This window comes from Acinetobacter sp. C13, from assembly GCF_016809775.1.
In the GTDB taxonomy this organism is placed as follows: Bacteria; Pseudomonadota; Gammaproteobacteria; order Pseudomonadales; family Moraxellaceae; genus Acinetobacter; species Acinetobacter pittii.
In genome coordinates this window covers 102933-125652 of sequence record NZ_JAFBJL010000002.1, presented here as the reverse complement: position 1 = coordinate 125652, position 22720 = coordinate 102933, and the positions used below count along the sequence as shown (strand labels likewise).

Below are 22720 nucleotides of genomic sequence, written 5' to 3'. Positions count from 1 at the left end.
TTTAAATAGTTTAAGGCATGTAACTATGCTACAAAATCAACAGTCACAAAAATACCTGCTATGACTTTAAACTTATGAATACGAGCCGCAAACACCTGCTATCTTTAGCACTGATCACTGCCTTAAGCCCTATTGCTTCTACCACTGCTTTTGCCCAGTTATATCTGGAAATTGCCAAAGCACCAGATCAGGCACCCAAAATTGCTATTGTCCCGTTTACCAACGACAATGGGCTCTATCCTATTGTTGAAACAGACTTAAACCGTTCTGGACGCTTTACAAGCTCATCTAAAAACTTACCTGCCAATGCTGCAATTAATCAGATTCAAGCTTCTGACTGGCAAGCCGTGGGTATTCCATATGTAGTTACGGGTCAAATTAAACAAACAGCGACAGGTTTTGAAGTTCACTACCAACTTTATGATGTACAAAAGCAACAATACATTTTAAATGAACTTTTAAATGTACCAGCTGCTCGCATACGTCAGGCTGGTCATATGGTAAGTGATGCTATTTATCAAGCGCTTACTGGTATTCCAGGTGACTTTAGCGGCCGTATTGCATATGTACTAAGAAACCCTGCAACCCCTGCCGAGCGTTATACCCTACAAATTGCAGATACGGATGGTGAACAACCAAAGACCGTTTTATCATCTCGTGATCCAATTCTTTCTCCGGCATGGACACCGGATGCTAAAAAAATTGCTTATGTTTCTTTTGAAACTAAACGTCCAGCAATTTATTTACAGGATTTATCAACTGGAACACGTGAAGTTCTTACTAGTTTCAGAGGCCTAAACGGCGCACCAAGTTTCTCACCAGATGGCCAATCAATGCTGTTTACAGCATCTATGAATGGCAACCCTGAAATTTATCAAATGGATTTATCAACTCGCCAAGTCAAACGCATGACAAATGACTCGGCAATTGATACCGAAGCACGTTACACACCAGATGGAAAATCCTTTATTTTCACTTCTGACCGTGGTGGCTCTGCCCAAATTTATCGTTATACCTTTGCTGATGGCTCAGTAAAGCGTTTAACATTTAAAGGGTCATTTAATGCACGTGGAACTCTGAGTGCAGATGGCAAAAAGATTGCACTTGTTCATCGCCCAAGTGGCAGCAGTTATAAAGTTGCAATTCAAGACATTAATACTGGCATCACCAATATTCTTACCCCAACTAGTTTAGATGAATCACCAAGTTTCTCACCAAATGGGCAAATGGTGGTCTACGCAACTCGTGAAGGCAACCGTGGCTTGTTGTCTATTATGTCTACTGATGGACGTTTCCGTATGAATTTACCAAGCGAACAAGGTGAAGTACGTGAACCAGCCTGGGCACCAAAATAACTTTTAATTCCATTGACGGAGATGATCATGAAATCAATCAAATACTTAGCTCTACCCTTTCTTAGCGTAGCACTCGTAATGACAGGCTGTGCTAGCCGTAAACCTGCAGCGACTACCACTACTGGTACAAATCCAAGCACGGTAAACACTTCTGGCTTAAGTGAAGATGCTGCATTAAATGCTCAAAATTTGGCTGGTGCTTCATCTAAAGGTGTAACTGAAGCAAATAAAGCGGCTTTGGCTAAACGCGTTGTTCACTTTGATTATGACAGCAGCGATTTATCTACTGAAGACTACCAAACACTTCAAGCTCATGCTCAGTTCCTTATCGCAAATGCAAATTCAAAAGTTGCATTAACAGGGCATACAGATGAACGTGGTACACGTGAATACAACATGGCTTTAGGTGAGCGTCGTGCTAAAGCTGTACAAAGCTATTTAATTACCAATGGTGTAAACCCACAGCAACTTGAAGCTGTAAGTTATGGTAAAGAAGCTCCTGTTAATGCGGGACATGATGAATCAGCGTGGAAAGAAAATCGCCGCGTTGAGATTAATTACGAAGCAGTCCCTCCTTTATTAAAATAAGGGATATGCGTAAAAAAACGCTCATAATAATATGAGCGTTTTTTTATTACTTAAGAAGATTTCTTGTCTTCTTCATGATGTTGCATGGACTCAATCAAATCATGCTTATTAAAATCTTTATATTCAGGTTTTGCCTCATAATCTTTCCAAGCTTCCTGAACATTTTCTTTCGAAATTTCATCTAGATTGATTGGTTCACCTGCCGTGGGGGTCGCATCAAACTTCTTTGTTGTCATTTCGATTCTCCTAAAAATATACAATCCTTTGTAATGCAATCAACATACCATTTTAATTGGGGCTTGTAAGCATAAATCCAACACAAATAAAGTAAGATAATTTTTATTTTGTGACATTCTCATCTAGAATATGCCACGTATTTATCTGACTCATTTTGATGCTTGAAGCACAGGAGCGTTTTTTTATGTCCAACCTCACTTTGTCCCAATTTTTACAACAACAAAAAGGGAATCTAACACCTGAGTTGGCTCAAGTCATCGATACTATTGCCACGACCTGTAAAATAATCGACCAAGCCTTACAAAAAGGTGCTCTGGCTGGTATTTTAGGTAGTGCTGGCAATGAAAATGTTCAGGGTGAAACACAGAAAAAACTGGATGTGATTTCAAATGACTACTTAATTGATGCTTTAAAAGTACACCCGCACGTAGGCGGTCTCGCTTCTGAAGAGCTTGATGAATTCACACCTGCACAAGAAAATGGTAAATACCTCGTTTTATTTGATCCATTAGATGGCTCAAGCAATATCGATATCAATATGTGTGTAGGTACGATTTTCTCTATTTTGCCTGCAAAAAATGCAGTAACACAAGCAAACGATTTCATGCAAGCTGGCACACAGCAAGTTGCTGCTGGTTATGTACTTTATGGCCCATCAACTATGATGGCTTTAACTGTAGGAAATGGCGTAGCATTCTTTACTTTAGATCCAGAAACTCAAACATTCTTGCTGACGAATGAGAACGTACAGGTTGCAGCAGATACTCAAGAATTCGCTATTAATGCATCTAACCAACGTCATTGGGAACAACCCGTAAAACAATATATTGATGAATTACTCGCGGGCAAGACATCTGTTCGTGAAAAAGATTTCAATATGCGCTGGGTAGCATGTATGGTGGGTGATATTCACCGTATTTTATGTCGTAGTGGTATTTTCCTTTACCCATACGACTTAAAAGATCCGAAAAAAGCTGGTCGTTTACGTTTAATGTATGAAGCGAACCCAATGAGTATGCTCATTGAACAAGCAGGCGGTGCATCAACTACTGGCCGTGTACGCATTCTAGAGATTGAACCTACAGAACTTCACCAACGTGTACCTGTGATTATCGGTTCTAAAAATGAAGTTGAACGCGTAACAAGCTACCACTAATAATTTTAATTACTTAGGGCATCATAGTATGATGGTGCCCTTTTGTTGGATATTTTCTTATGGCGGTTATTTTTTTAGAATCAAAAGACAATGCAAAAATTAAACATTTGCGTGGATTAATCGAACTCAGTAACGCCCGAAAAAAGCACCAACAAACCGTTCTTGAAGGCACCCATCTTTGTTTGGCTTGGTTACAACAGCAAAAGAAGATTTTTTCTTTATTTACGACAGAACAGGCCTTAGAACACGAAGATTTAAAGAAAATAACAGAGCTACATCAAGGCCATATCTTTGTTATTAGTGAAGTTTTATATAGAGATTTGAGCACATTAGGTACAAGCTTACCTTGCTTAGCGATTATTGATCTACCTAAAACTGCATCAACTATCGACTACAATGTAGACACCTTAATTCTAGAAAATATTCAAGATCCGGGTAATGTAGGTACTTTGCTACGTTCAGCAGCAGCAGCAAATATTAAACAAATCATTTGCACACAAGGCTCTGCATCACTTTGGTCACCGCGAGTTTTAAGAGCAGGTATGGGCGCTCATTTTAGCTTACATTGTTTTGAAAACTTCCAGCTGACAGATATCCTTCCAAAATTCCAAATCCCGGTTTTTGTTACTAGCTCTCATCGCTCAACCAGTCTTTACTCAAAAGACCTTTCTAAACCGTGTGTGTGGATTTTAGGAAATGAAGGTCAAGGTGCAAGCGATTACGCGTTAGATCACGCACAATCAGTGACTATTCCTCAACCGGGTGGACAAGAGTCATTAAACGTGGCAATTGCAGGATCTATTTGTTTTTTTGAGATGGTTCGCCAACGCCAATAAAACGTTAATTTATTTTACATCGCACATATTTGTGAAAAAAATCAATTACACTAGTAAAAAATAACCGATTGTTGTCAACCTCCCACCTCTTTTCAACGTTATATAAGAGATATATTGAAGATAAGGTGGGCATGTCCAATGACAGGATTTTCCATCTCCATGGATTTAGCACCGAAAAAGTCTCGATCGGAAACATCTAGTGTTCATGTCAGCACGGCTGAGCAACGCCTGAAAGTTTTCATGCAAGATGTCACTGGTCGTGCTTTGGTGATGATGGAGAGTGCTACCCAAGGTCAACAAGGTATTGCAATGGATTTGGTTCAAGAAGCATTTATTGCTTTACACAAATCTTACGCCGATAAAAGTACTGAAGAATGGTATCCCCTCTTTTACACTATTTTGAATAACAAACTTCAGGATTGGCGCCGCAAAGAGTCTCGTAGAGCAAACCCATTTTCATTCTTCAAAAAAGTTAGTCTGGATAATGACGACGACGAAGTTATCGATGTAGTTGATGAAAAAGCCATTAATCCTGCAGATTTTCTCGATCAAGCGGTAACCATAGAGGAAATTCGGGAAGCGATTGAAAAACTACCTGTTCGTCAACAACAGGCATTTATGTTACGTGCGTGGGAAGGGTTTGACACCCATACAACAGCTCAGATCATGAACTGTACCGAAGGTAGTGTGAAAACCCATTATCACCGAGCAATTCAGGGACTTAGAGAATACTTGGCACATTTAAATCCCTTGGGAGGTTCTGATGAATCATGATGATTTCACTAAAAAGGTGACCTCCAAACTTGATAGTTTGGCAGATCACCATAAAAATAAAACAGTGGTCATGAATCATGTGCTTGACCATATTCAACAAAAACCAGCCTCTTATTATAGTGTCTGGAAAATGACTGGTTTCGCACTTGCCGCAGCAATTACAGGTTTTGTGATTCTGCCTAACTCAGTCGAAATTGTGGATAAGCCACAAAATCAAGTGATCGTAAATCCTAAATTATCTCCACAAATGGTGGAAGATTTAGAGATGTTAATGGTGTTGGGTGAGGATAAAGTACAACATGGCAGCTAAAAAATTAGCGCTTATCCTGTGTTCATTAAGTTTCTTGCAGACAAGTTTTGCAGGTTTTGAACGCTTTTGGATTTTTTCTAAAGATGCCAATGCACAAGTCGATGACACATGGGATGCCCTTTCCGAAGAAGAGCAACGTGCAGTCATTAAACGTTACCAGAGTTTAAAAGAGCTACCAGCGAATCAAAGTACCAACTTACAGCAACGTATGGACTGGTTTACTCAACTTCCTGAAGCTGAAAAACAAAAAATGCGTGAAGCATGGCAAAAAATGAGTACGCAAGAGCGAAAAGACTTACGTGAGCGGATGCTTAAAGCGAATGGTGAAGAAAGAACAGCAATTCGTGAAGAATACATGAATAAGTATTTGGAACACTAACTTGTTATTTAGCTATCAAAGATAAGATACTAATCGCTCAATTATTTTGATTTCATTACTTATCAAAAGCCTCCGATTGGAGGCTTTTTTATATTCTTTAAGTTTATTTACGGTAGCGTCTATAAACTGCTAAACTCAGTAAAGATGCTAAAGACAAAATTCCGAAGCTACCACCACCTCCGCTACGTGTATCATCTATAGTAGTAGCAGTACTTACCAAATTAATAGTACCCTCATTTGATTTTTCACCATCAGCATCATATACGTAGTAAGTTAATCTATCGTTAAAAGTATTAAAAACATTTTTTGCTTGGATATAAACGTTACCACCATAGCATGTATTCTTACTATCATTTCCAGGGCATGGACCTTCACGATCTGCTTTCACTACTGTGAAAATACCATCTTCTGATACTTTGCTTGGTAAATAAATAGGTAAGTCTGCAAATTGAGGTTTAGTAGGCTTTGTAATAAGTGTATTAGTAGGCCCATCTCCATCATCATTCGCATATTTAAGTAAATTTAAAGGAATTATTTCATTCGCCAAATACTTAAATGTTATTGTGCCGTTCCCTGAAACAGGGGCTATATTAATGAGTGAAGCTTTAATTATACCTGTTGCAGTAATACTTCTATTTGCTTTTAGAGTGAGTGTATATTGACAAAACTCGAAATCATCTCCGGAAGGAGCATCATCTGTACGATATAAAAGAATTTGCTGAAGAGATGAATTCCACTCACATTTTAAGCTTTTAATATTATCTTCTTTCGCTGTCTCAGGTGTTTGGCCCTTGCCGATAACTTTAACATCAATATCATAATCATCAGGTTTAAACGGAACAAATACATGATTACTATTTTCATAAGGAATGATATTAATCTCTCTAGGATTACCATTTTTAAACGTAGAATAATAGTTTTTAAGATTTATATAAATTCCTCTGTACTTTAAATTAGCTTTAGTCTGATTAACTAAGTTTTCAAAATTTGCTAAATTCATCTTTAAAGCAGGTTCTTGAAGTGAAAAAGCAGGGTTAGCTAAATTTGCTTTTGTTTGGTCCACACCAGATTGATAAGTATTTAATAAATCAGTAAGTGAACTATTAATATAACCCGTGTCAACTGCTGTAGTTTTTACTGCTAATCTAGCTTGCTCAACAGAACCAATATCACATTTATTATCAGAATTAAGAACCGTTTGTTCACCAGTACTTGTACTAGTAAGTCTTTCTAATCCTCTTTGATCTAATGAAAGACAGCCTCCTTCATTTTTTAAATCTACGTCAACTAAATCATCAGATTGCTGATTATTTTTTGGATAATAAATGGGTAAGAAATCTGTAGTTTCATCACTAGGTTCTTTGGACGGCTCTAATAACTGGCTTAATATTTTTGAGGACACATCTATATTAGTATGACCAGCTGGTAAAGTTTCAGTTGGCATGTCACATTTTTCATTACTACCACTTAACTTTAACGCATTAAATTTTAATAAAATTCTAGCATCTTTTTGATCAGTAGCAGAACCTAATAAATAGCGACATGCAAAAGAACCTGAATTAAAAGCCAGTACATTAAAACTTAAATCTTTTTTTCCTAACTTGTCATATAAAAAAATGGTATGAGCAGAGTTCTCCACAATTGTATTATTTATTAATGACAGGCTACTTGTCGAACTGAGGTTTGTTGTTTGATTTTGAGTTGGAACTGCATCGCCAGAAAATTTAAGAACGGTACCATTAGTAGGGCTAGCAATATTTTGAGTAACTGTGTTATTACCAAATTTGATTGTTGGTGTACCACAAAACTCAAAGGTACTTAAAGAAGCAGTAGATCCATTTTTAATGATAGTATTTGAGTCAAATGAAATAGTACGTATTGCATATGAACCATTAAACATACAGCTCATTGCAACCACACTTCCTCTACTAGCGTTTGTTCCATTACCTTGAATCAATGAGTGAAATATTGATAAGCCAGCAACTCCCCCCCCTAAATAAATTGCACCGCCCTGAGCTGCTTGTGAGTTTAAAATCTGTGTATTTTGTAAAGTTACATCTGCACCAGCGTAAATTGCTCCTCCCACATCAGAAGCTTTACCATTCTCTAAAATAATATTATTTAATGCCAAAGGCTGTTTACTAACAGCTGTATTAAAAATACGAGATTTTCCTCCAGCATTTATACGAGTTTGTATAGCTGTGGGTGCTGGATAACTACCACTTAATAAACCTTTCTTGCTCCAATCAACTGGCTCAGGCCCTTGAATAGTCAGATTATTTTTAGGTACCAACTCTTCATCTAAATTATAAGTCCCCTTTTCAAGCTGAATCACATATTTCGTATTAATTGCAGGTAAGATACAACCATGATATGAGGTACTTCTTTCAGCGGCAATAATAGCTTCTTTTAATGAACACAAATTATTATCTAGGTCTTCATCTACAAATGTATTAACTTTAATAATTGTATCGTTTTCTGCTGCCATTAAAGGAATCGCAGCACTAATAGTAATTATGCCTAATGCTTTTTGATATTTTTTCATAGTCGTCATCCTTGATTATGACTTGAAACGGCGTAATGCAATTAATCCTAATAAACCCAACAAAATCCCACCTCCCACACTACCTCCACCACCTGCACTGACAGATTTATCTTCAATACCTGATAAAGGAGCTTGGGAAATTGTCGTTGGAATAGAAATATATTGAAAATCTACGCCTTCGTTAAAACGAGTTACACTCGTCACAACCTGAATACTAAAAATATCTGAACCATGCCAATTTCCATTTGGCGTGTAAATCACATTACCATTCTGATCCAGAGTTAAAGTACCTTTTGAAACTGGGGTATCTTTATTTTGCACAATTTTCAAGCACCCGGGTTGCCACTCTTTTCCATCTGGACGCTCACCAAACAAACGCTTACACGTAGCTGGAGTCACTAAATCGGCTTCACTGAGAGAACCCAAAATACTGAATTTTGCAACTTGACCATATCTAATATCCTGACCAACAGGTGCAATTTCACTATTTAAGATGTATTCAATTGCACCTAGATCACACAGCTCATCATAACCAGTACGTCTTTTTCCTCTTTGATCTAATCTCTCACAACTTGCTAAACCAATTGAGGAAGCATCACTGTATAAGCGGCCTTTATTAATAATAAGGGAATCTGCTAAAGTAGTGTAGCTCTCAAGCAATCGAGGCTTAAAAAAACCTAAGAAACTATCTTTAGGCGTGCTAAACGGACAAAACAATCCATCTTTTGATGTCACATCACATATTCCTTCATCAGTATTACCTGCTATTAATCTTTCATTATTAGGGTAAAGAATATTAGGAAGTTTTGATGAGGCATTTCGATTACATTCTGCTGTCACCAAATTACTTTGTATAATTGTTTTATCAGTTGCACTAGCTTGACAATTGACTACATTACCAACTAAAACACTATTTGAAATAGACGCATTACCTTGCGGAGCATCAAGAAATAGGCCTTTATCATTTTTTATCATGGTGATGTTATTAACAAACATACCATCGTAAATATTGGCAATAAAACCGACTTTATTGTGAAAAATCGTACTATTACTTAATCCAATAGCTCGACGACTTAAATATTGCCCAGTACTTTCGTCATTAAATTTATTTGCACTGAAGAAAAGTGATGCGCTTGCTAAACTAGCCTCATTATCGCGTATTACTGATTGAGTAATGAAATACAAAGGCTGTTCACTATAAATCACCCCACCCTGATTTGCTTTATTATTTTGAATAAGACTATTTATAATACGAACTGATCCAGCAGTTTGTTCTGTTTGAGTCAATAATCCCTGATTATAAATAGCTCCGCCTTCATTAGCATATCCATCAGTTAATCGAGAGTTTTGAATAGTTAAGCTTTCGTGATTTAGAATTAAACCGCCGATAGTAACATTTGATTTCGCCCCAGCACCCTGTAAGTTAAGATCATTGAAATAAACGGAAAATGATGGCTTTTCTATACTACCATCATCTATGTGAAATAGCCTGTCAGTGCTTGCTATTTTAATAGTAGCGTTATGGGAGCCTGGTTGATCAGTGTCTTCAAAAGGGGAATCATTTTCAGTTATTGAGATAGTAAGAGGCGCTGCAATCGTTATACTTGTATTTAATAAATATTCTTTATCACGTTGCAAAATAATATTTGATGAAGCGTCTTTATTACCACAACCATTGTAACCATTTGCATATTTTTCAACATCAGCAGCATTGGAAGAGGCTCGATAATTTAGAAATTTTACAGCCTCGCGTAATGAACAGACCGTGTTATCGACGTCTTCATCAGTTGTAGTTGTGACTTGAATATCGGCAGAATAAGCGTGTCCAGCAGCAGCCAATAAAGCAAAAGCAATGCTCCGTTTGAGCATACCCATCTCCTTACATCTTTTTTCATTTTTCTTTGTCAATATTGCAAAATTTCCGCTTTTGCAATCGCATCCTTTGTGCGTACTTTGTCACAGGAAGTAGAATTTCTCAAGACATTTTGGTCGGTCTGTAGAGTCATTTTTGAGCTAGATTACAAAAAGCTTCGTAGATCTAGAAAAGTTTTTTAAATACAAAAAAGTGGCGTATTAAAAAATTAAAAGAGAATTTAGAAGATATAAATATAACTATTCTGAAATGAAAAAATTTATGTAAGGAAAGCCATTTTTTTAATTGTATGAGTTTAATTTAAGCAAAACAGCAAACTTAAGTTAGAAAGTCTACTGTTGATATTCATCAATCAAAGCGTAAATTTGTCTTAAAGTCGCATTAGAAAGTTTTGTTTTTTCGCCTTTGAGCAGTTTTTCTAACTGAGCAACAGTTTGCAGTAAAAGAGATGCTTGATGAGGACCATGTAATAATAAGTAGTCAACAATTTGTTGATCAAAGTGGATACCACGTCTAGCCATTACAGATGTCACCAAGGCATAGCGGTCTGCATATAAACTTCCACTTGGCACTTTTACACTAACGGCTTGTGTAAGCCGTGATTGTAGATCTGGTAATTCCAGCTTTAATTCAATCGGTGCTACACGCGAAGAAAATACCAGTTGTCCTTCATGATTATTCATTAAATGAAAAACAGCTTTTTGCCAGTGAGGCACACCACTAATCGATTCAATATCATCCAAAGCAACAAGATCATAATGTTCTAAAGACGTAATTGCCTCAATAGGTGCATCAAGCAGTTCAAGCAAAGATACTTTAATAGCAGATTTGCCTATTTCTAAATAAGAATCACAAATTGCAGAAAGTAAATGACTCTTCCCCGTCCCCGCTCCACCGTAAATATAGAACCTACTCACCAGACCAGCATGTAGTTGACGCACGGCATCGACTACATGCCCCCAACCCGGTCCCGAAAAATCACTGATTCGGGCATCAAGTTGAGGTTCTATATCCAGTTGGAGTTGACGCATATATTGAATTAACCTTGAAATTATTTCTGGTTAGGAGATTTTAGTTCATCTGTATCTTGCTGTGTTTTAACTTCAAGATCAAGCTTAGTACTTTCAGTTTGTACATGAATTTGCTCAATATCGCCATGTTGGATCACTAATGTAGATGGTGGAGCATAAAGTGAGCTTCTTTCGTAATTCTCTCTTAAATGCTTCAACAACACTACAATAACCGCAGCAACAGGCAATGCAATTAACATTCCCAAGAAGCCTGCAAGCTGTGCACCTGCCAATACTGCAAAAACAACTGCTACAGGAGATAAGCCAATTTTATCACCTAGTAGGAATGGCTGTAGGATATAGCCTTCTACCGCTTGACCAATCATAAAGACGATACCAACCAGTAATAGATGCATCCAATCCAAGCCAAACTGGAACAGGCTGGCAATAACAGCGGCAATAATACCTACGGCAAATCCTAAATAAGGAATAATACTAGCAAGCCCTGCCACCATACCAATAATAAGGCCAACTTCCAAACCGATGAGTTGTAAACCAACTGCATATACTACGCCAAGCAATAGCATGACCAGAAACTGACCTTTAACAAATGCCCCTAAAACGCTATGACATTCACCAACGATCTGTAAAGTAGTTGCTTCATATGGACGCGGAATGAGACGGCGTAAGTTTTGTAACATACGTTCCCAATCAAGCAAGAAATAGAAAGCAATAATTGGTATTAAAACAACCGTTCCACCAATCTGAATAAAATTCAAACCAGATTGAGCCAGTTTTAATAACACTGCCTGGATGCTGTCTGCGCTATAGTTTGTTTGGACATATTCCATGACAGCTTTAGACAACTGCTCTGTGTCAATTTCCATTTGCTGGACATTAAATGTGGAAGACACCCAAGGTAAAAAGGTAGCGTTAATCCAGTGAATACCTGCTGGAATACTATCTCGGGCATAAACTAATTGTTTCCAAATCAGTGGAACTAAATACCAGAGTGCAATAGTTAAGGTTACACCTATTCCAACAAATACCACGCTAATCGCTAACCAGCGAGGCAATTTCATTTTTACCAGCACATCAACAAGTGGACTGAATAAATAAGCCAGGAAAAAAGCACCGATAAAAGGAATGACTACAGGCTTGAGTAAGTACAACACCCATACCAGCAATACAATACCTGCGAGTAAAAAAATACGGCGCAGTATACGATCTTGCATAAAATCTAGCCTTTTTTGATTTAATCGTTATAAATGAAAAAATATTTTTATTAAAGATAGCATTTTCGAGCATAAATAACATAAGAGTTTCGTATATTCAGGTTATAATCTGCCGCCAATGCGGAGACTTCATTTATGAGCAACTCAACTTCTACCCCAAATACCGGTTTAAGCTACAAAGATGCGGGTGTCGACATTGAAGCGGGCGACGCACTGGTCGATCGTATCAAGTCAGTCGCTAAACGTACAAGTCGTCCTGAAGTAATGGGCGGGCTTGGTGGCTTTGGTGCACTATGCAAAATTCCTAAAGGTTATGAAGAGCCTGTTTTAGTTTCTGGAACCGATGGTGTAGGAACTAAATTACGTTTGGCCCTTAATCTCAATCGTCATGACACAATCGGCCAAGACCTTGTGGCTATGTGTGTAAATGATCTTTTAGTTTGTGGTGCAGAACCATTATTCTTCCTTGATTATTACGCGACTGGTCACTTAAATGTTGACGTTGCTGCAAATGTTGTTACTGGTATTGGTAAAGGTTGTGAGCTTGCAGGTTGCGCACTTGTAGGTGGTGAAACCGCAGAAATGCCAGGCATGTACGAAGGCGAAGATTACGACCTTGCTGGTTTTGCCGTTGGTGTTGTTGAGCAAAGCAAAATTATTGATGGCTCTAAAGTAAAGTCTGGTGACGTACTTATCGGTGTTGCATCAAGCGGTGCTCACTCGAATGGTTACTCATTACTACGTAAAATTTTAGACGTTAAAAACGTTGATTTAACTCAAACAATTGATGGTCGTCCTCTTGCTGATGTAGCAATGGAACCAACTCGTATTTATGTAAAACCGGTTCTTGAACTCTGCAAACAAGTTGATGTTCATGCTATGGCACACATTACTGGTGGTGGTTTACCAGGTAACTTACCTCGTGTATTACCAAATGGTGCACAAGCAGTTATTGATGAATCTTCTTGGGAATGGCCTGAATTGTTCCAACTTCTACAACGCGAAGGCAATGTAGAACGCTTTGAAATGTACCGTACGTTTAACTGTGGCGTAGGTATGGTTATTGCTGTTGATGCAAATGATGCTGAAAAAACAATTGAAGTACTTAATGCTCAAGGTGAAAAAGCTTGGAAAATTGGACATATCCAAGAAAATTCTGAGTCAGTGGAAGGTGCAGACGAAAAAATTCGTGTGATCTTTGCATGATAAAAATTGCTGTTCTAGTCTCTGGGAATGGCAGTAATTTACAGGCCTTGATAGATGCAAATCTATCAGGGCAAATTGTAGGTGTACTGTCTAATAAAGCAGATGCTTATGCTCTAGAGCGTGCTCAAAAAGCCAATATTGCTACCGCTGTTATCTCCCATAAAGACTTTCCAACGCGCGAAGTTTTTGATGAGGCAATGCATCAGCAACTCTTAGCTTGGGAAGTAGATGTAGTTATTTTAGCTGGCTTCATGCGTATCTTAACACCAACCTTTGTCAACAAATGGCAAGGGAAAATGCTGAATATACATCCCTCGCTTCTTCCAGCTTACAAAGGTGTGAATACTCATCAACGTGTTTTAAACACAGGTGATCGTTTGCATGGTTGTACCGTACACTTTGTAACTGCTGAACTGGATTCTGGTCAATCTATTGCCCAATCAGCTATATCAGTTAAAGAACATGATACTGCCGCTTCATTAGCAGATCGAGTGCACACACTTGAGCACTTTATCTACCCACAAGTTGCAGAGTGGCTGTGTAACGGTCAACTTACATGGAAAGATGGGCAAGCCTATTTCCGTAATCAAGTTCTAAAAGACCCTATTCGTTTTGCAAGTTGGTAAAGTATTTTACTAACAAACAAAAATAAAAAAGGACATGCTGGCATGTCCTTTTTTTATAAGCTTTAAAAAATTAATTTAATTAATGATGAATCAGTTTCTTTATAGAGTTTACTGTATCAATAGGATGCTCTAGAGGGAACATATGGCCTCCTTCAACCACAGTAAATGGGATTCCCATTTTTCGCTTTGCCATTTGAGGAAAGCCTCTTTTTAAGAAATCACTTCCTTTACCCACAACTAAATGCACAGGCATCTTAGGTTTTGGCATAGGCAGCCACCACCAAGAAGGATTTTTACGGAAAATTGCAACTTCATCTTCACGAGAAATCGTTAAAGTTACTCCACCGCGAATCGAATCTTCTTTCAAAGCATAATCAATATAAGCCTGAAAACAATCTTCATCAAAATCTTTATAAAATCCTTTAGGACGAAGTAACTCAGCCGCCTGCTCTCTGGATTCCCAATGTTCACGGCGACGTGCAGATAAGCCCGCCGGTGTCATCGCATCAACCAATTTAGGGCGAAATAACTTTGCCATATGAAAAGCAAACGAATATCGCCCTAAAATAAGAGGCGGATCTAACATAATGACTTGAGAAAACAGTTCAGGACGTCGAAAAGATGCCATCAATGTTAAAACCGAACCAAGAGAATGGCCTAATCCGATGACTTTACGTCCTTTCGCCTGACGCACAATACTATCAATAACTTGATCAACCAAAGCAGGCCAATGGTTAGTCACAGGATAACGTTTGTCAGGACCAATGAGTGGAACATAAATTACGTCATACTCATCTTTTAATTGATCAAACAATTTTTGATACACCATAGATGGCACACCATTAGCATGCGCAAAGTGTATAACCGGTTTTACTGACATACCGTTATCCTAAAAATACAGATTTATTGTAATTTTGCGCTTTGACTAGTCTGCACCTCTTGAGCAATAGATTCACTTACTCCTTGCCCGATTTGTGCCCCCATACGGCCCAAAATGGATTGTAGTGGGTTACGCTCAATTGTGTAGTCAACTTTATTATCAAGGTTTAGTTCACGCATCAAGCTCGTAATATTACCTGAACGGTCAGCAACACCTAATTGAATTGCTTGTTCACCCGTCCAGAATAAGCCAGAAAAAATAGCTGGATCATTCGATTTTAAACGCTTACCACGGCCTTCTTTCACTGCGGTAATAAAGTGAGTATGAACATTATCAAGAACAGATTGAATATGTTGCTTTTGAGCAGGATCAATCGGTTTTGTCATACTTAAAATGTCTTTATTCGTTCCGGCAGTTAAAGTGCGGTCTTCAATACCAAGCTTCTGAGCTAAACCAGTAATACCATAGTTAGGCATGATCACACCAATTGAGCCCACTAGACTTGATGGGTTGACAATAATCTCATCCGCAGCAGAAGCGATATAGTACGCACCCGATGCCCCCATATCACCAATAACGGCATAAACTTTCTTATCAGGGTGCTGTTTTTTCAAATAACGAATTTCCTGCCAGATTTCATCAGACTGAACTGGAGAACCGCCAGGTGAGTTAATGTTAAGTGCAACAGCCTTACTATTTGAGGCTTCAAAAGCACGTTTAAGCGCTTTATTCGTATCTTCACTATTTACCGCTTGATTACTCGAAGCATCAATCGTTCCAATAATATCCACCACTGCCAAATGAGCACTACTACTACTTACAGCAGAGCCTTCTTTGCTGGTTGAACAGCCTTTGCCCATGAGTACAATAATGAATAGTAAATAAATAAAAGTTAATGTTTTAAAGAAGATACCCCAACGACGACTACGGCGTTGCTCTTCTACTGAAGCGAGTACAGCCTTCTCAAGAATTTGCCATTCTGGTCCATTTTGTTTAGGGATTATAGGTTCATTTTGTGGTTTTGGTGGCCAATCGGACATAAAATTCCAATCCAAATCAATCTAAAATGATGTCATTATATACGTTGATTTGATAAAAACTGTCTAAATTATATGATTTCATTTATAATATTTTTATCTTTTTTTACTTGTTGCCTCCTTTTTACCGCGATAGATGACCAAACTAGATGTAAAAAGCATGAACTATTACTTACTCAAAACTTTTAGCCGTCAACCCATTCAATTTGGACGTTTTATTGCCCGTATGTTGGCAGGGTTAGTCAATACTTTAAAAATTACTAGAACATCAAAAAGTATAGAACTTAACTTACAAATTGCACTCCCACACTTAACACCACAGCAACGAATAGATATTACACAACAAGCTATTCGTAATGAGTTAACCTCATACTTCGAGTTTTTAAGTATTTGGGGCTCATCAAATAGTAAGAATATTTCAAGAATTCACCATATTGAGGGTGAACATTACTTTCATGAAGCACTGGCAGCAAAAAAAGGTGTGGTTTTGATTGTTCCACATTTTGGTACATGGGAAATCATGAATGCGTGGTGTGCTCAGTTCACTTCCATGACTATTTTATACAAGCCTGTAAAAAATGAAGATGCGGACCGTTTTGTTCGAGAAGCACGTAGTCGTGAACAAGCCAACTTGGTACCTACCGATGAGACTGGTGTTCGACAAATTTTTAAAGCACTCAAACAAGGCGAAACCACTGTAATTTTACCTGACCATACACCTAATGTTGGTGGGGATATGATCAATTATTTTGGTGTACCACTTGCCTCAAGTAATTTAAGTGCCAAGCTCATCCAAAAAACAAAAGCCAAAGCATTATTTCTTTATGCGATTCGTAATGAACACGACGGTTTTACGATGCATATTGAACCTATGGATGAGAAGATTTACGAAGGTAGTGCCGATGACGGAACCTTTGTTATTCATCAAGCCATTGAACAACTGATCCAGCACTACCCAGAACACTATCACTGGAGTTATAAACGTTTTAAAGCAAATCCAGCTTTAGATAATATTTACAATATTGATCCAAATGAAGCACTTCAAATTGTAGATAGACTTAAAGCAGAAGCTTCACAAATTCCGGTGAAGCCAAGTACGCTCGAAACGACGAGTGTATAAAACCATCTGATGATTGCGAGATACAAAGCTTAATGTTCCTTGTTCAACTGTGCTTTTAAACGGAAGATTAAGTGCTTGTACTCTCGCTAAAACCTCTTTGCTTGGATGACCATAACGATTATTAAAGCCAGCAGAAGCAACAACAAGCTTGGGGTTTAACGTCGCTAAGAAGTCGTAAGCTGAACTATGTTTACTTCCATGATGACCTAATACCAGAACATCTACCTTGAAATCAGGATATTCTTTCATGAGTTGATATTCTGCTTCCCACCCTGCATCACCCATAATTAAATAATTTTGATAGCCATTTATCTGTTTTAAATGAATATAAACCACACAAGAATATTGATTTTGATTTGAAGAAACTAAGTTTAAATCTTTTTCTTTAGGCCAAAGGATTTCAATATCTAATTGTGGATATTGCCATTTTTGACCTTGATGACAATAGGTAAATGGTTCTTTAATTTGCTCTGTCCATCGTTCATTTGATATGACTTGTTTAATAGGAAAAGCCTGAGCGATTGAAGGAAATGCTCCGCTATGATCTTGATCAAGATGAGACAGTACGACGTGATCCAGTTGTTTAATTCCCTTTTGACGTAAATATGGAATCACCACATTTTGACCAATACTAAAAGCTTTCTCATCATAAGACCCACCCGTATCGATGAGCCATGTCTGCTGCGGGTGCTGCAAGAAAATAGCTTGCCCCTGTCCTACGTCTATAATATTTAATTGAACTTGCTGGGACGACTTATCTGGAATGATCAAGGGTAAACAGCATATTAGCCCCCAAGATTTTGGTAAAACCCCACGCGGTAAAAATAAGATAATAATAACGAAGCTAAGGCAAACTAAAGCAAGTGGTGTCAGGCTAAAACCTTGTAATGGTAGAGATAACTTTTCTAAAAGATTAAAACATGACAGTACTATACTAATCAGGACGTCATTAATTTGAAAAAGTAAATTTCCGAATGATTTAAAAATAAGCCATACACAAGCTGCAAAAATATTTAAAGGAACAATCACTCCTCCGAGTAAAGGAACTGCAATAATATTTGTAAAAGGAGCAACCCATGAAATCTGTTGAAAGAAAATCAGCATTAAGGGACATAAGGCAATAAATATTTTGCCTTGAGATTCAATTAAAATTTTACTGAAAAGAATGATTCTAGATAACAGACTAGTTGAAACAACATTTGGAGCCTGCTCTATAGTTTGATAAATCCGTAATAAAATAAAGCAAGAACCATAAGACAGCCAAAAACCTGCGGATAAAACACTGAAGGGATCGAAAAGTAAAAGTAGACTTGCACTATAAACCAAGAGTGAAAATGGTTTAACAGGCACTTTAATCAATACCAAAGAAGCAAATAAAAATACTGAGAGTAAAGTTCTTAAGGCAGGAATTTCAAAACCAACAAATGCCGTATAAATCAAAACACCAAAACATAATGGAATCATGGTCCAAATTTGTTTAGGTTGACGCAAATAAAGCTGCGGATAATAACGTCTTATTAATTGATGTAATACCCAAGACAACATGATGGCAAAAATAAGTACATGAGGCCCTGAAATGGCTAACAGATGAGAGATTCCTAATTCCTTAAATTGATTTTTAAGCTCATCATTTAAGAGACTTTCATCCCCTGTTAATAAAGCTAATAACAGTCCTTTATTTTGCAAAGTAGATTGTTTTAACATTAATCTAAACGTTAGGCGCAACTTTTCTACATTTAATTTTTGTCTGTTAAAGAATTTCTGTTGCTCTTTTAAATGATGTTGATAACCCAACTGATAAATTTCATCAGAGCTTAAAGGCTCAATATGCTGAACACTAAAACCAGACATTATATTTCGTTGAATGAACCACTGTTCTTGGTCAAAAACACCAGCCACTGCATAACTATGAGCAGGTTTGGTTTTGCCAGAAATTCGATAATAATGACCTAATTGTAATTTTGGCTCATCTACGGCTGAGATTACTTTTTGATTTTTTAAATATAATAGCCAATTAACGGGGTGTAAGGACTGTCCTAGTACCTGAACGGGTTGTTGTGTCTTATCTTCTTTTTCTTCACTTATACGGTCGACATACACAACAATATCTAAAGATTTAGGCTGCATTTGTCGCAGTTCTAATCTTTGATTTAAGGCATGCTGAGCATATTGATGTCCTATAGTAAAGAGACTAATAGCACAGACTAGACAGTAAATGGTTTTTAATATGGGGCGATTTAAGAAAATATTTCTCTTAAAAATATAAAAAATAAAGCCGATAACAAGCAAGACTTTACCTAACCACCCATATTGCATTATTAAAGGGATATCTATCCCCATAAATGCAATACCCCCAATCCACCCCATTAATATAAGTTTTAACATTCAAATGTCATATCATTATCTTTTTAGGGGCAAAATTAAAGCCCAACTAAGTGGGCTTTAACAATGTGAATTAATGACAATTTTTTAAGAACCACTCACCCAGAGTCCATCTTGCATATGCAAAATAGAATCAGCAGCCTGAGCTAAATGTTCATCATGGGTCACAATTAACATTGCCATGTTGAGTTCTTTCTTCAGATCGGTCAGTAATTCAAAAATACCTAGAGCTGTTTTACGGTCTAAATTACCTGTAGGTTCATCAGCCAGAACAACCGCAGGTTTAGTGACTAAAGCACGCGCTAAAGCCACACGTTGGCGCTCACCACCCGAAAGCTCACCAGGCTTATGATCCATACGATGAGATAATCCAACTCGATCAAGTAAATATTCAGCTTGCGCTTTTACCGATTTAAATTGGCTATCTGCACGAAGCATTAAAGGCATCGCGACATTTTCAAGCGCAGAAAACTCAGGTAATAAATGATGAAATTGATAAACAAAACCTAGGTATTGGTTACGCTGAAAACCACGTTCAGCTTCACCTAAATTATCAAAACGTTGACCATTTAAAAATACTTGCCCTTGAGTTGGCTGCTCTAAACCACCTAGCACATGAAGCAAAGTACTTTTACCTGAACCACTCGCACCGACAATAGAAACAAACTGCCCTGCTTCAACTTGTAAAGAAAGACCTTTAATGACTTCAACTTTAGATTTTCCGTCATCAAAATGTTTATATATTTCTTTCGCTTCTAAAACAATTTTACTCATAGCGCAGTGCCTCAGCAGGTTGAACTTTGGCAGCACGAAGTGCCGGATAAATAGTCGCCAAGAAGCTTAAAAGTAAAGAAACAATCACGATAATCGTCACATCTTGCCATCTTAAATAAGAAGGAAGGTAATGTACAAAGTAAGCATCAAATAGATTTAAACCCAACACATTGTTAAACCATGAAATGATATCACTAATGGTTAAAGCTAAAATTATACCTAAAACCGTACCTGCAACTGTACCAATCACCCCAATCACGGTACCTTGAACCATAAATATTTTAGTGATCATCGATGGCGAAGCGCCTAATGTACGCAAAATTGCGATATCAGATTTTTTATCAGTCACCACCATGACCAATGATGAAACAATATTAAATGCTGCAACCACAATAATAAGGACAAGCAATAAACCGACTAGAGTTTTTTCCATTTGAATGGCATTAAATAAATTACCATGCGTATAGGTCCAGTTCGTCGCGTAGAAATTGCTTGGTAAACTTTTTACTAAGTCGTCAGCAACTTGCGGCGCTGCAAAAATATCATCTAGTTTTAAACGGACACCTTGGGCACCATCTGGTAAGCGTAATAAGGTTGAAGCATCGTATAGGGCGATATAACCCACCATAGAGTCGACTTCAGCGCCTACACTAAAAATGCCAACCACTTTAAAACGCTTGAAACGAGGTACAACACCTGCTGGAGATGGCGTTGCTTCTGGTAAAACCAATGTCACACTATCATTTAGACGTAAGCCCAATGAATCAGCCATATCTTTACCAAGTACAATACCAAATTCACCTTTTTTAAGTGAATCTAAACTCCCGGCAACAATATGATTTTGAATAATAGAGACATTCTTTTCATATTTTGGGTCAATACCTGTCACCATAATACCAGCGACTTGTCCTTGCGCAGTTAACATACCTTGCAATTGCGTAAAAGGTGCAACCCCTGTTACATGTGGATGATGTTCAACTCGCTTCACGAGTTCAGGCCAATCCGTGAGGATTTGTGTAGATGAAACTGTTGCTTGCGGCACCATTCCTAACACACGGTTTTTCAATTCGCGATCGAAACCGTTCATGACAGAAAGTACTGTAATCAGCACAGCGACACCTAGTGTCAAACCGACCATCGAAACCAATGCAATAAAAGAAATAAAATGATTACTGCGTCTTGCGCGAGTATATCTCAACCCTATATACAGTGAGATTGGTTTAAACATACCTTCTAAATCCAAGGTCATTGATGGAAAATATAAGATGTTGATGTCAAATTGCACCCACATCTACTATTTGGCCATACCGTTAGATGCTGTATTAAGGTTTAAAAATCAGTAAGTTCTGACTTATCCTTAATAATCCTAATATTATATTGCTGCGCTATTTTCTACTAGTTGAGTTGGGAGATCAATTTGATCGTGCATTTCGCTACGAATTAGAACAATTTAATGAATAAGCTCAACAAATTACCCAAATCTTCTCCTATTTAGACTTCATATGTTGAGCAAAGTTCCGGTTTGCCTGAATGTCTTTATAGAAATATAAAAAGAGTCCAGACAAGATAATGAAAGCGCCTACAAAAACCATAATTGAAAGTTGTTCATGGTTTAAAGCAGCTCCAATGATCATCGCTAACATAGGGGTAATAACTGTCGTTAAAGATAAAGTCGTTGCCTGAATATTTTGTATAAGTTTGAAATAACAGAACATGGCAACGAGTGAAGCCATAAGTACCGTATAAATTAAGGCAAATAAAGATTTGGCTTCTGGCAAATGTGTCGGTGCATATTGCCAAATAAATGGAATAAAACAACTAGCAAAAATAGAAGACACTAAAATAGAGCCTGTTGCCTGAGCCATCGGCTGGATCTGTGCATTAACTTTTTTGACCCAGAAAATTGAAAATGAATAAACAAATACACTGATCAGCATAAGAACAATACCAAACGGATGCACATGCTGATTTGCACCGCTCAAACAAATAATAGCTAACCCACTGACCGCAATTGCCATACCCAACCATTGCAGCTTATAAAGTTGTTGGCCAAAAGCAAACCGACCAATAAGCCCCGCCATAATCGGTGCTAAGCCAAACATAAGCGCAATCATGCCTGAACTTAAATATTGGGTCGCGGCATAAGTGAAAATTTGAGAACCAATTAAGCTAAAAGATCCGGCAATGTAGCTATGAACTGCTTGTCGATGCGTTGGAAAAGGTGTTCTCAAAATTACTAATATGATGACAGCCAAAGGCAATGCAATAAAAAAGCGTAATAACAATGCCCACATCAGATGTAGATCAGACACACTCCAGACAATTGCCAACGGAGTTGTTGCCCAGATAAACACTAACAAGGCATAAGTTAGAGCCAAATTGGTTTGCGATGGCATG

The 22720-nt window shown here is 37.7% G+C and carries 21 protein-coding genes and 1 pseudogene; 11 read left to right on the top strand and 11 right to left on the bottom strand.

What is annotated here, in order from left to right; genetic code table 11:
• Nucleotides 1-74: 74 nt before the first annotated feature.
• Nucleotides 75-1355: a Tol-Pal system beta propeller repeat protein TolB gene (gene tolB / locus JGE69_RS05840; RefSeq protein WP_199113130.1), complete on the top strand. Its 1281-nt coding sequence runs from the start codon at nucleotides 75-77 to the stop codon at nucleotides 1353-1355.
• A gap of 27 nt (nucleotides 1356-1382) precedes the next feature.
• Complete coding sequence (gene pal, locus JGE69_RS05835; RefSeq protein WP_002118513.1) at nucleotides 1383-1943, top strand: peptidoglycan-associated lipoprotein Pal; 561 nt, start codon at nucleotides 1383-1385, stop codon at nucleotides 1941-1943.
• A 50-nt stretch (nucleotides 1944-1993) separates the two neighbouring features.
• Here the strand turns inward: pal and JGE69_RS05830 are convergent, their stop codons facing one another.
• The gene (locus JGE69_RS05830) at nucleotides 1994-2179 is read right to left on the bottom strand and encodes an NF038105 family protein (RefSeq protein WP_017399239.1); all 186 of its coding nucleotides are present in this window, start codon (nucleotides 2177-2179) and stop codon (nucleotides 1994-1996) included.
• A 185-nt stretch (nucleotides 2180-2364) separates the two neighbouring features.
• Between JGE69_RS05830 and JGE69_RS05825 the strand changes: the two genes are divergently transcribed.
• From JGE69_RS05825 to JGE69_RS05805, 5 genes are all read left to right on the top strand, one after another.
• The gene (locus JGE69_RS05825) at nucleotides 2365-3336 is read left to right on the top strand and encodes a class 1 fructose-bisphosphatase (protein WP_199113131.1); all 972 of its coding nucleotides are present in this window, start codon (nucleotides 2365-2367) and stop codon (nucleotides 3334-3336) included.
• Nucleotides 3337-3395: 59 nt separating this feature from the next.
• Entirely contained in the window at nucleotides 3396-4172 is a 777-nt protein-coding gene (locus tag JGE69_RS05820; RefSeq protein WP_002118372.1) for a TrmH family RNA methyltransferase, read from the top strand.
• A 159-nt stretch (nucleotides 4173-4331) separates the two neighbouring features.
• The gene (locus tag JGE69_RS05815; RefSeq protein WP_032035980.1) at nucleotides 4332-4946 is read left to right on the top strand and encodes an RNA polymerase sigma factor; all 615 of its coding nucleotides are present in this window, start codon (nucleotides 4332-4334) and stop codon (nucleotides 4944-4946) included.
• Complete coding sequence (locus tag JGE69_RS05810; protein ID WP_002118556.1) at nucleotides 4936-5256, top strand: hypothetical protein; 321 nt, start codon at nucleotides 4936-4938, stop codon at nucleotides 5254-5256. Before JGE69_RS05815 ends, JGE69_RS05810 begins: the two co-directional genes overlap by 11 nt.
• Nucleotides 5246-5635 carry a DUF3106 domain-containing protein gene (locus JGE69_RS05805; protein WP_002118619.1) on the top strand — a complete coding sequence of 130 codons (390 nt, stop codon included), beginning with the start codon at nucleotides 5246-5248 and terminating at the stop codon, nucleotides 5633-5635. The genes JGE69_RS05810 and JGE69_RS05805 overlap by 11 nt, the downstream gene beginning before the upstream one ends.
• Before the next feature lie 103 nt (nucleotides 5636-5738).
• Here JGE69_RS05805 and JGE69_RS05800 read toward each other — a convergent pair whose 3' ends face one another.
• The 4 genes from JGE69_RS05800 to cxpE form a co-directional block, all read right to left on the bottom strand.
• A complete protein-coding gene (locus JGE69_RS05800) occupies nucleotides 5739-8180 on the bottom strand; it encodes a CSLREA domain-containing protein (protein WP_199113132.1) in 2442 nt (813 codons plus the stop codon).
• 15 nt (nucleotides 8181-8195) lie between these two features.
• A complete protein-coding gene (rbtA, locus tag JGE69_RS05795; protein WP_199113133.1) occupies nucleotides 8196-10049 on the bottom strand; it encodes a rhombotarget A in 1854 nt (617 codons plus the stop codon).
• 336 nt (nucleotides 10050-10385) lie between these two features.
• Complete coding sequence (hda, locus tag JGE69_RS05790; protein ID WP_002118656.1) at nucleotides 10386-11084, bottom strand: DnaA regulatory inactivator Hda; 699 nt, start codon at nucleotides 11082-11084, stop codon at nucleotides 10386-10388.
• Between the two features lie 20 nt (nucleotides 11085-11104).
• Entirely contained in the window at nucleotides 11105-12298 is a 1194-nt protein-coding gene (gene cxpE / locus JGE69_RS05785) for a chloramphenicol efflux transporter CxpE (RefSeq protein ID WP_002118385.1), read from the bottom strand.
• Between the two features lie 135 nt (nucleotides 12299-12433).
• Between cxpE and purM the strand changes: the two genes are divergently transcribed.
• On the top strand, nucleotides 12434-13504 hold the full coding sequence (purM, locus tag JGE69_RS05780) for a phosphoribosylformylglycinamidine cyclo-ligase (protein ID WP_032035990.1): 1071 nt from the start codon (nucleotides 12434-12436) through the stop codon (nucleotides 13502-13504).
• On the top strand, nucleotides 13501-14130 hold the full coding sequence (gene purN, locus JGE69_RS05775; protein WP_016140245.1) for a phosphoribosylglycinamide formyltransferase: 630 nt from the start codon (nucleotides 13501-13503) through the stop codon (nucleotides 14128-14130). Before purM ends, purN begins: the two co-directional genes overlap by 4 nt.
• 79 nt (nucleotides 14131-14209) lie before the next feature.
• On the opposite strand, the gene JGE69_RS05770 is transcribed toward purN, so the two are convergent.
• The gene (locus JGE69_RS05770; protein ID WP_017385815.1) at nucleotides 14210-15010 is read right to left on the bottom strand and encodes an alpha/beta fold hydrolase; all 801 of its coding nucleotides are present in this window, start codon (nucleotides 15008-15010) and stop codon (nucleotides 14210-14212) included.
• Between the two features lie 23 nt (nucleotides 15011-15033).
• Nucleotides 15034-16050 carry a signal peptide peptidase SppA gene (sppA, locus tag JGE69_RS05765; RefSeq protein WP_005067744.1) on the bottom strand — a complete coding sequence of 339 codons (1017 nt, stop codon included), beginning with the start codon at nucleotides 16048-16050 and terminating at the stop codon, nucleotides 15034-15036.
• A 133-nt stretch (nucleotides 16051-16183) separates the two neighbouring features.
• On the opposite strand from sppA, the gene JGE69_RS05760 reads away from it, so the two are divergent.
• On the top strand, nucleotides 16184-17167 hold the full coding sequence (locus JGE69_RS05760) for a lysophospholipid acyltransferase family protein (RefSeq protein WP_080759612.1): 984 nt from the start codon (nucleotides 16184-16186) through the stop codon (nucleotides 17165-17167).
• Here the strand turns inward: JGE69_RS05760 and JGE69_RS05755 are convergent.
• The 3 genes from JGE69_RS05755 to JGE69_RS05745 form a co-directional block, all read right to left on the bottom strand.
• Nucleotides 17120-19552 (bottom strand): DNA internalization-related competence protein ComEC/Rec2, encoded by a 2433-nt coding sequence (locus JGE69_RS05755; RefSeq protein WP_199113134.1) that lies wholly within the window; start codon nucleotides 19550-19552, stop codon nucleotides 17120-17122. The two genes, JGE69_RS05760 and JGE69_RS05755, sit on opposite strands and share 48 nt — an antisense overlap.
• Nucleotides 19553-19636: 84 nt before the next feature.
• A complete protein-coding gene (gene lolD, locus JGE69_RS05750) occupies nucleotides 19637-20323 on the bottom strand; it encodes a lipoprotein-releasing ABC transporter ATP-binding protein LolD (RefSeq protein WP_002118798.1) in 687 nt (228 codons plus the stop codon).
• Complete coding sequence (locus JGE69_RS05745; RefSeq protein ID WP_161282540.1) at nucleotides 20316-21551, bottom strand: lipoprotein-releasing ABC transporter permease subunit; 1236 nt, start codon at nucleotides 21549-21551, stop codon at nucleotides 20316-20318. Before JGE69_RS05745 ends, lolD begins: the two co-directional genes overlap by 8 nt.
• A gap of 128 nt (nucleotides 21552-21679) precedes the next feature.
• On the opposite strand from JGE69_RS05745, the pseudogene JGE69_RS18185 reads away from it, so the two are divergent.
• Nucleotides 21680-21781: pseudogene (locus JGE69_RS18185) on the top strand (PilZ domain-containing protein); the annotation flags it as partial.
• Between the two features lie 29 nt (nucleotides 21782-21810).
• Here JGE69_RS18185 and JGE69_RS05740 read toward each other — a convergent pair.
• Nucleotides 21811-22719 (bottom strand): DMT family transporter, encoded by a 909-nt coding sequence (locus tag JGE69_RS05740; protein WP_199113135.1) that lies wholly within the window; start codon nucleotides 22717-22719, stop codon nucleotides 21811-21813.
• Nucleotide 22720: the final 1 nt, after the last annotated feature.

Coding starts and splice junctions, on each gene's coding strand:
- tolB (WP_199113130.1), top strand. CDS start 75: ATGAATACGAGCCGCAAACACCTGCTATCTTTAGCACTGATCACTGCC.
- pal (WP_002118513.1), top strand. CDS start 1,383: ATGAAATCAATCAAATACTTAGCTCTACCCTTTCTTAGCGTAGCACTC.
- JGE69_RS05830 (WP_017399239.1), bottom strand. CDS start 2,179: ATGACAACAAAGAAGTTTGATGCGACCCCCACGGCAGGTGAACCAATC.
- JGE69_RS05825 (WP_199113131.1), top strand. CDS start 2,365: ATGTCCAACCTCACTTTGTCCCAATTTTTACAACAACAAAAAGGGAAT.
- JGE69_RS05820 (WP_002118372.1), top strand. CDS start 3,396: ATGGCGGTTATTTTTTTAGAATCAAAAGACAATGCAAAAATTAAACAT.
- JGE69_RS05815 (WP_032035980.1), top strand. CDS start 4,332: ATGGATTTAGCACCGAAAAAGTCTCGATCGGAAACATCTAGTGTTCAT.
- JGE69_RS05810 (WP_002118556.1), top strand. CDS start 4,936: ATGAATCATGATGATTTCACTAAAAAGGTGACCTCCAAACTTGATAGT.
- JGE69_RS05805 (WP_002118619.1), top strand. CDS start 5,246: ATGGCAGCTAAAAAATTAGCGCTTATCCTGTGTTCATTAAGTTTCTTG.
- JGE69_RS05800 (WP_199113132.1), bottom strand. CDS start 8,180: ATGAAAAAATATCAAAAAGCATTAGGCATAATTACTATTAGTGCTGCG.
- rbtA (WP_199113133.1), bottom strand. CDS start 10,049: ATGCTCAAACGGAGCATTGCTTTTGCTTTATTGGCTGCTGCTGGACAC.
- hda (WP_002118656.1), bottom strand. CDS start 11,084: ATGCGTCAACTCCAACTGGATATAGAACCTCAACTTGATGCCCGAATC.
- cxpE (WP_002118385.1), bottom strand. CDS start 12,298: ATGCAAGATCGTATACTGCGCCGTATTTTTTTACTCGCAGGTATTGTA.
- purM (WP_032035990.1), top strand. CDS start 12,434: ATGAGCAACTCAACTTCTACCCCAAATACCGGTTTAAGCTACAAAGAT.
- purN (WP_016140245.1), top strand. CDS start 13,501: ATGATAAAAATTGCTGTTCTAGTCTCTGGGAATGGCAGTAATTTACAG.
- JGE69_RS05770 (WP_017385815.1), bottom strand. CDS start 15,010: ATGTCAGTAAAACCGGTTATACACTTTGCGCATGCTAATGGTGTGCCA.
- sppA (WP_005067744.1), bottom strand. CDS start 16,050: ATGTCCGATTGGCCACCAAAACCACAAAATGAACCTATAATCCCTAAA.
- JGE69_RS05760 (WP_080759612.1), top strand. CDS start 16,184: ATGACCAAACTAGATGTAAAAAGCATGAACTATTACTTACTCAAAACT.
- JGE69_RS05755 (WP_199113134.1), bottom strand. CDS start 19,552: ATGTTAAAACTTATATTAATGGGGTGGATTGGGGGTATTGCATTTATG.
- lolD (WP_002118798.1), bottom strand. CDS start 20,323: ATGAGTAAAATTGTTTTAGAAGCGAAAGAAATATATAAACATTTTGAT.
- JGE69_RS05745 (WP_161282540.1), bottom strand. CDS start 21,551: ATGTTTAAACCAATCTCACTGTATATAGGGTTGAGATATACTCGCGCA.
- JGE69_RS05740 (WP_199113135.1), bottom strand. CDS start 22,719: ATGCCATCGCAAACCAATTTGGCTCTAACTTATGCCTTGTTAGTGTTT.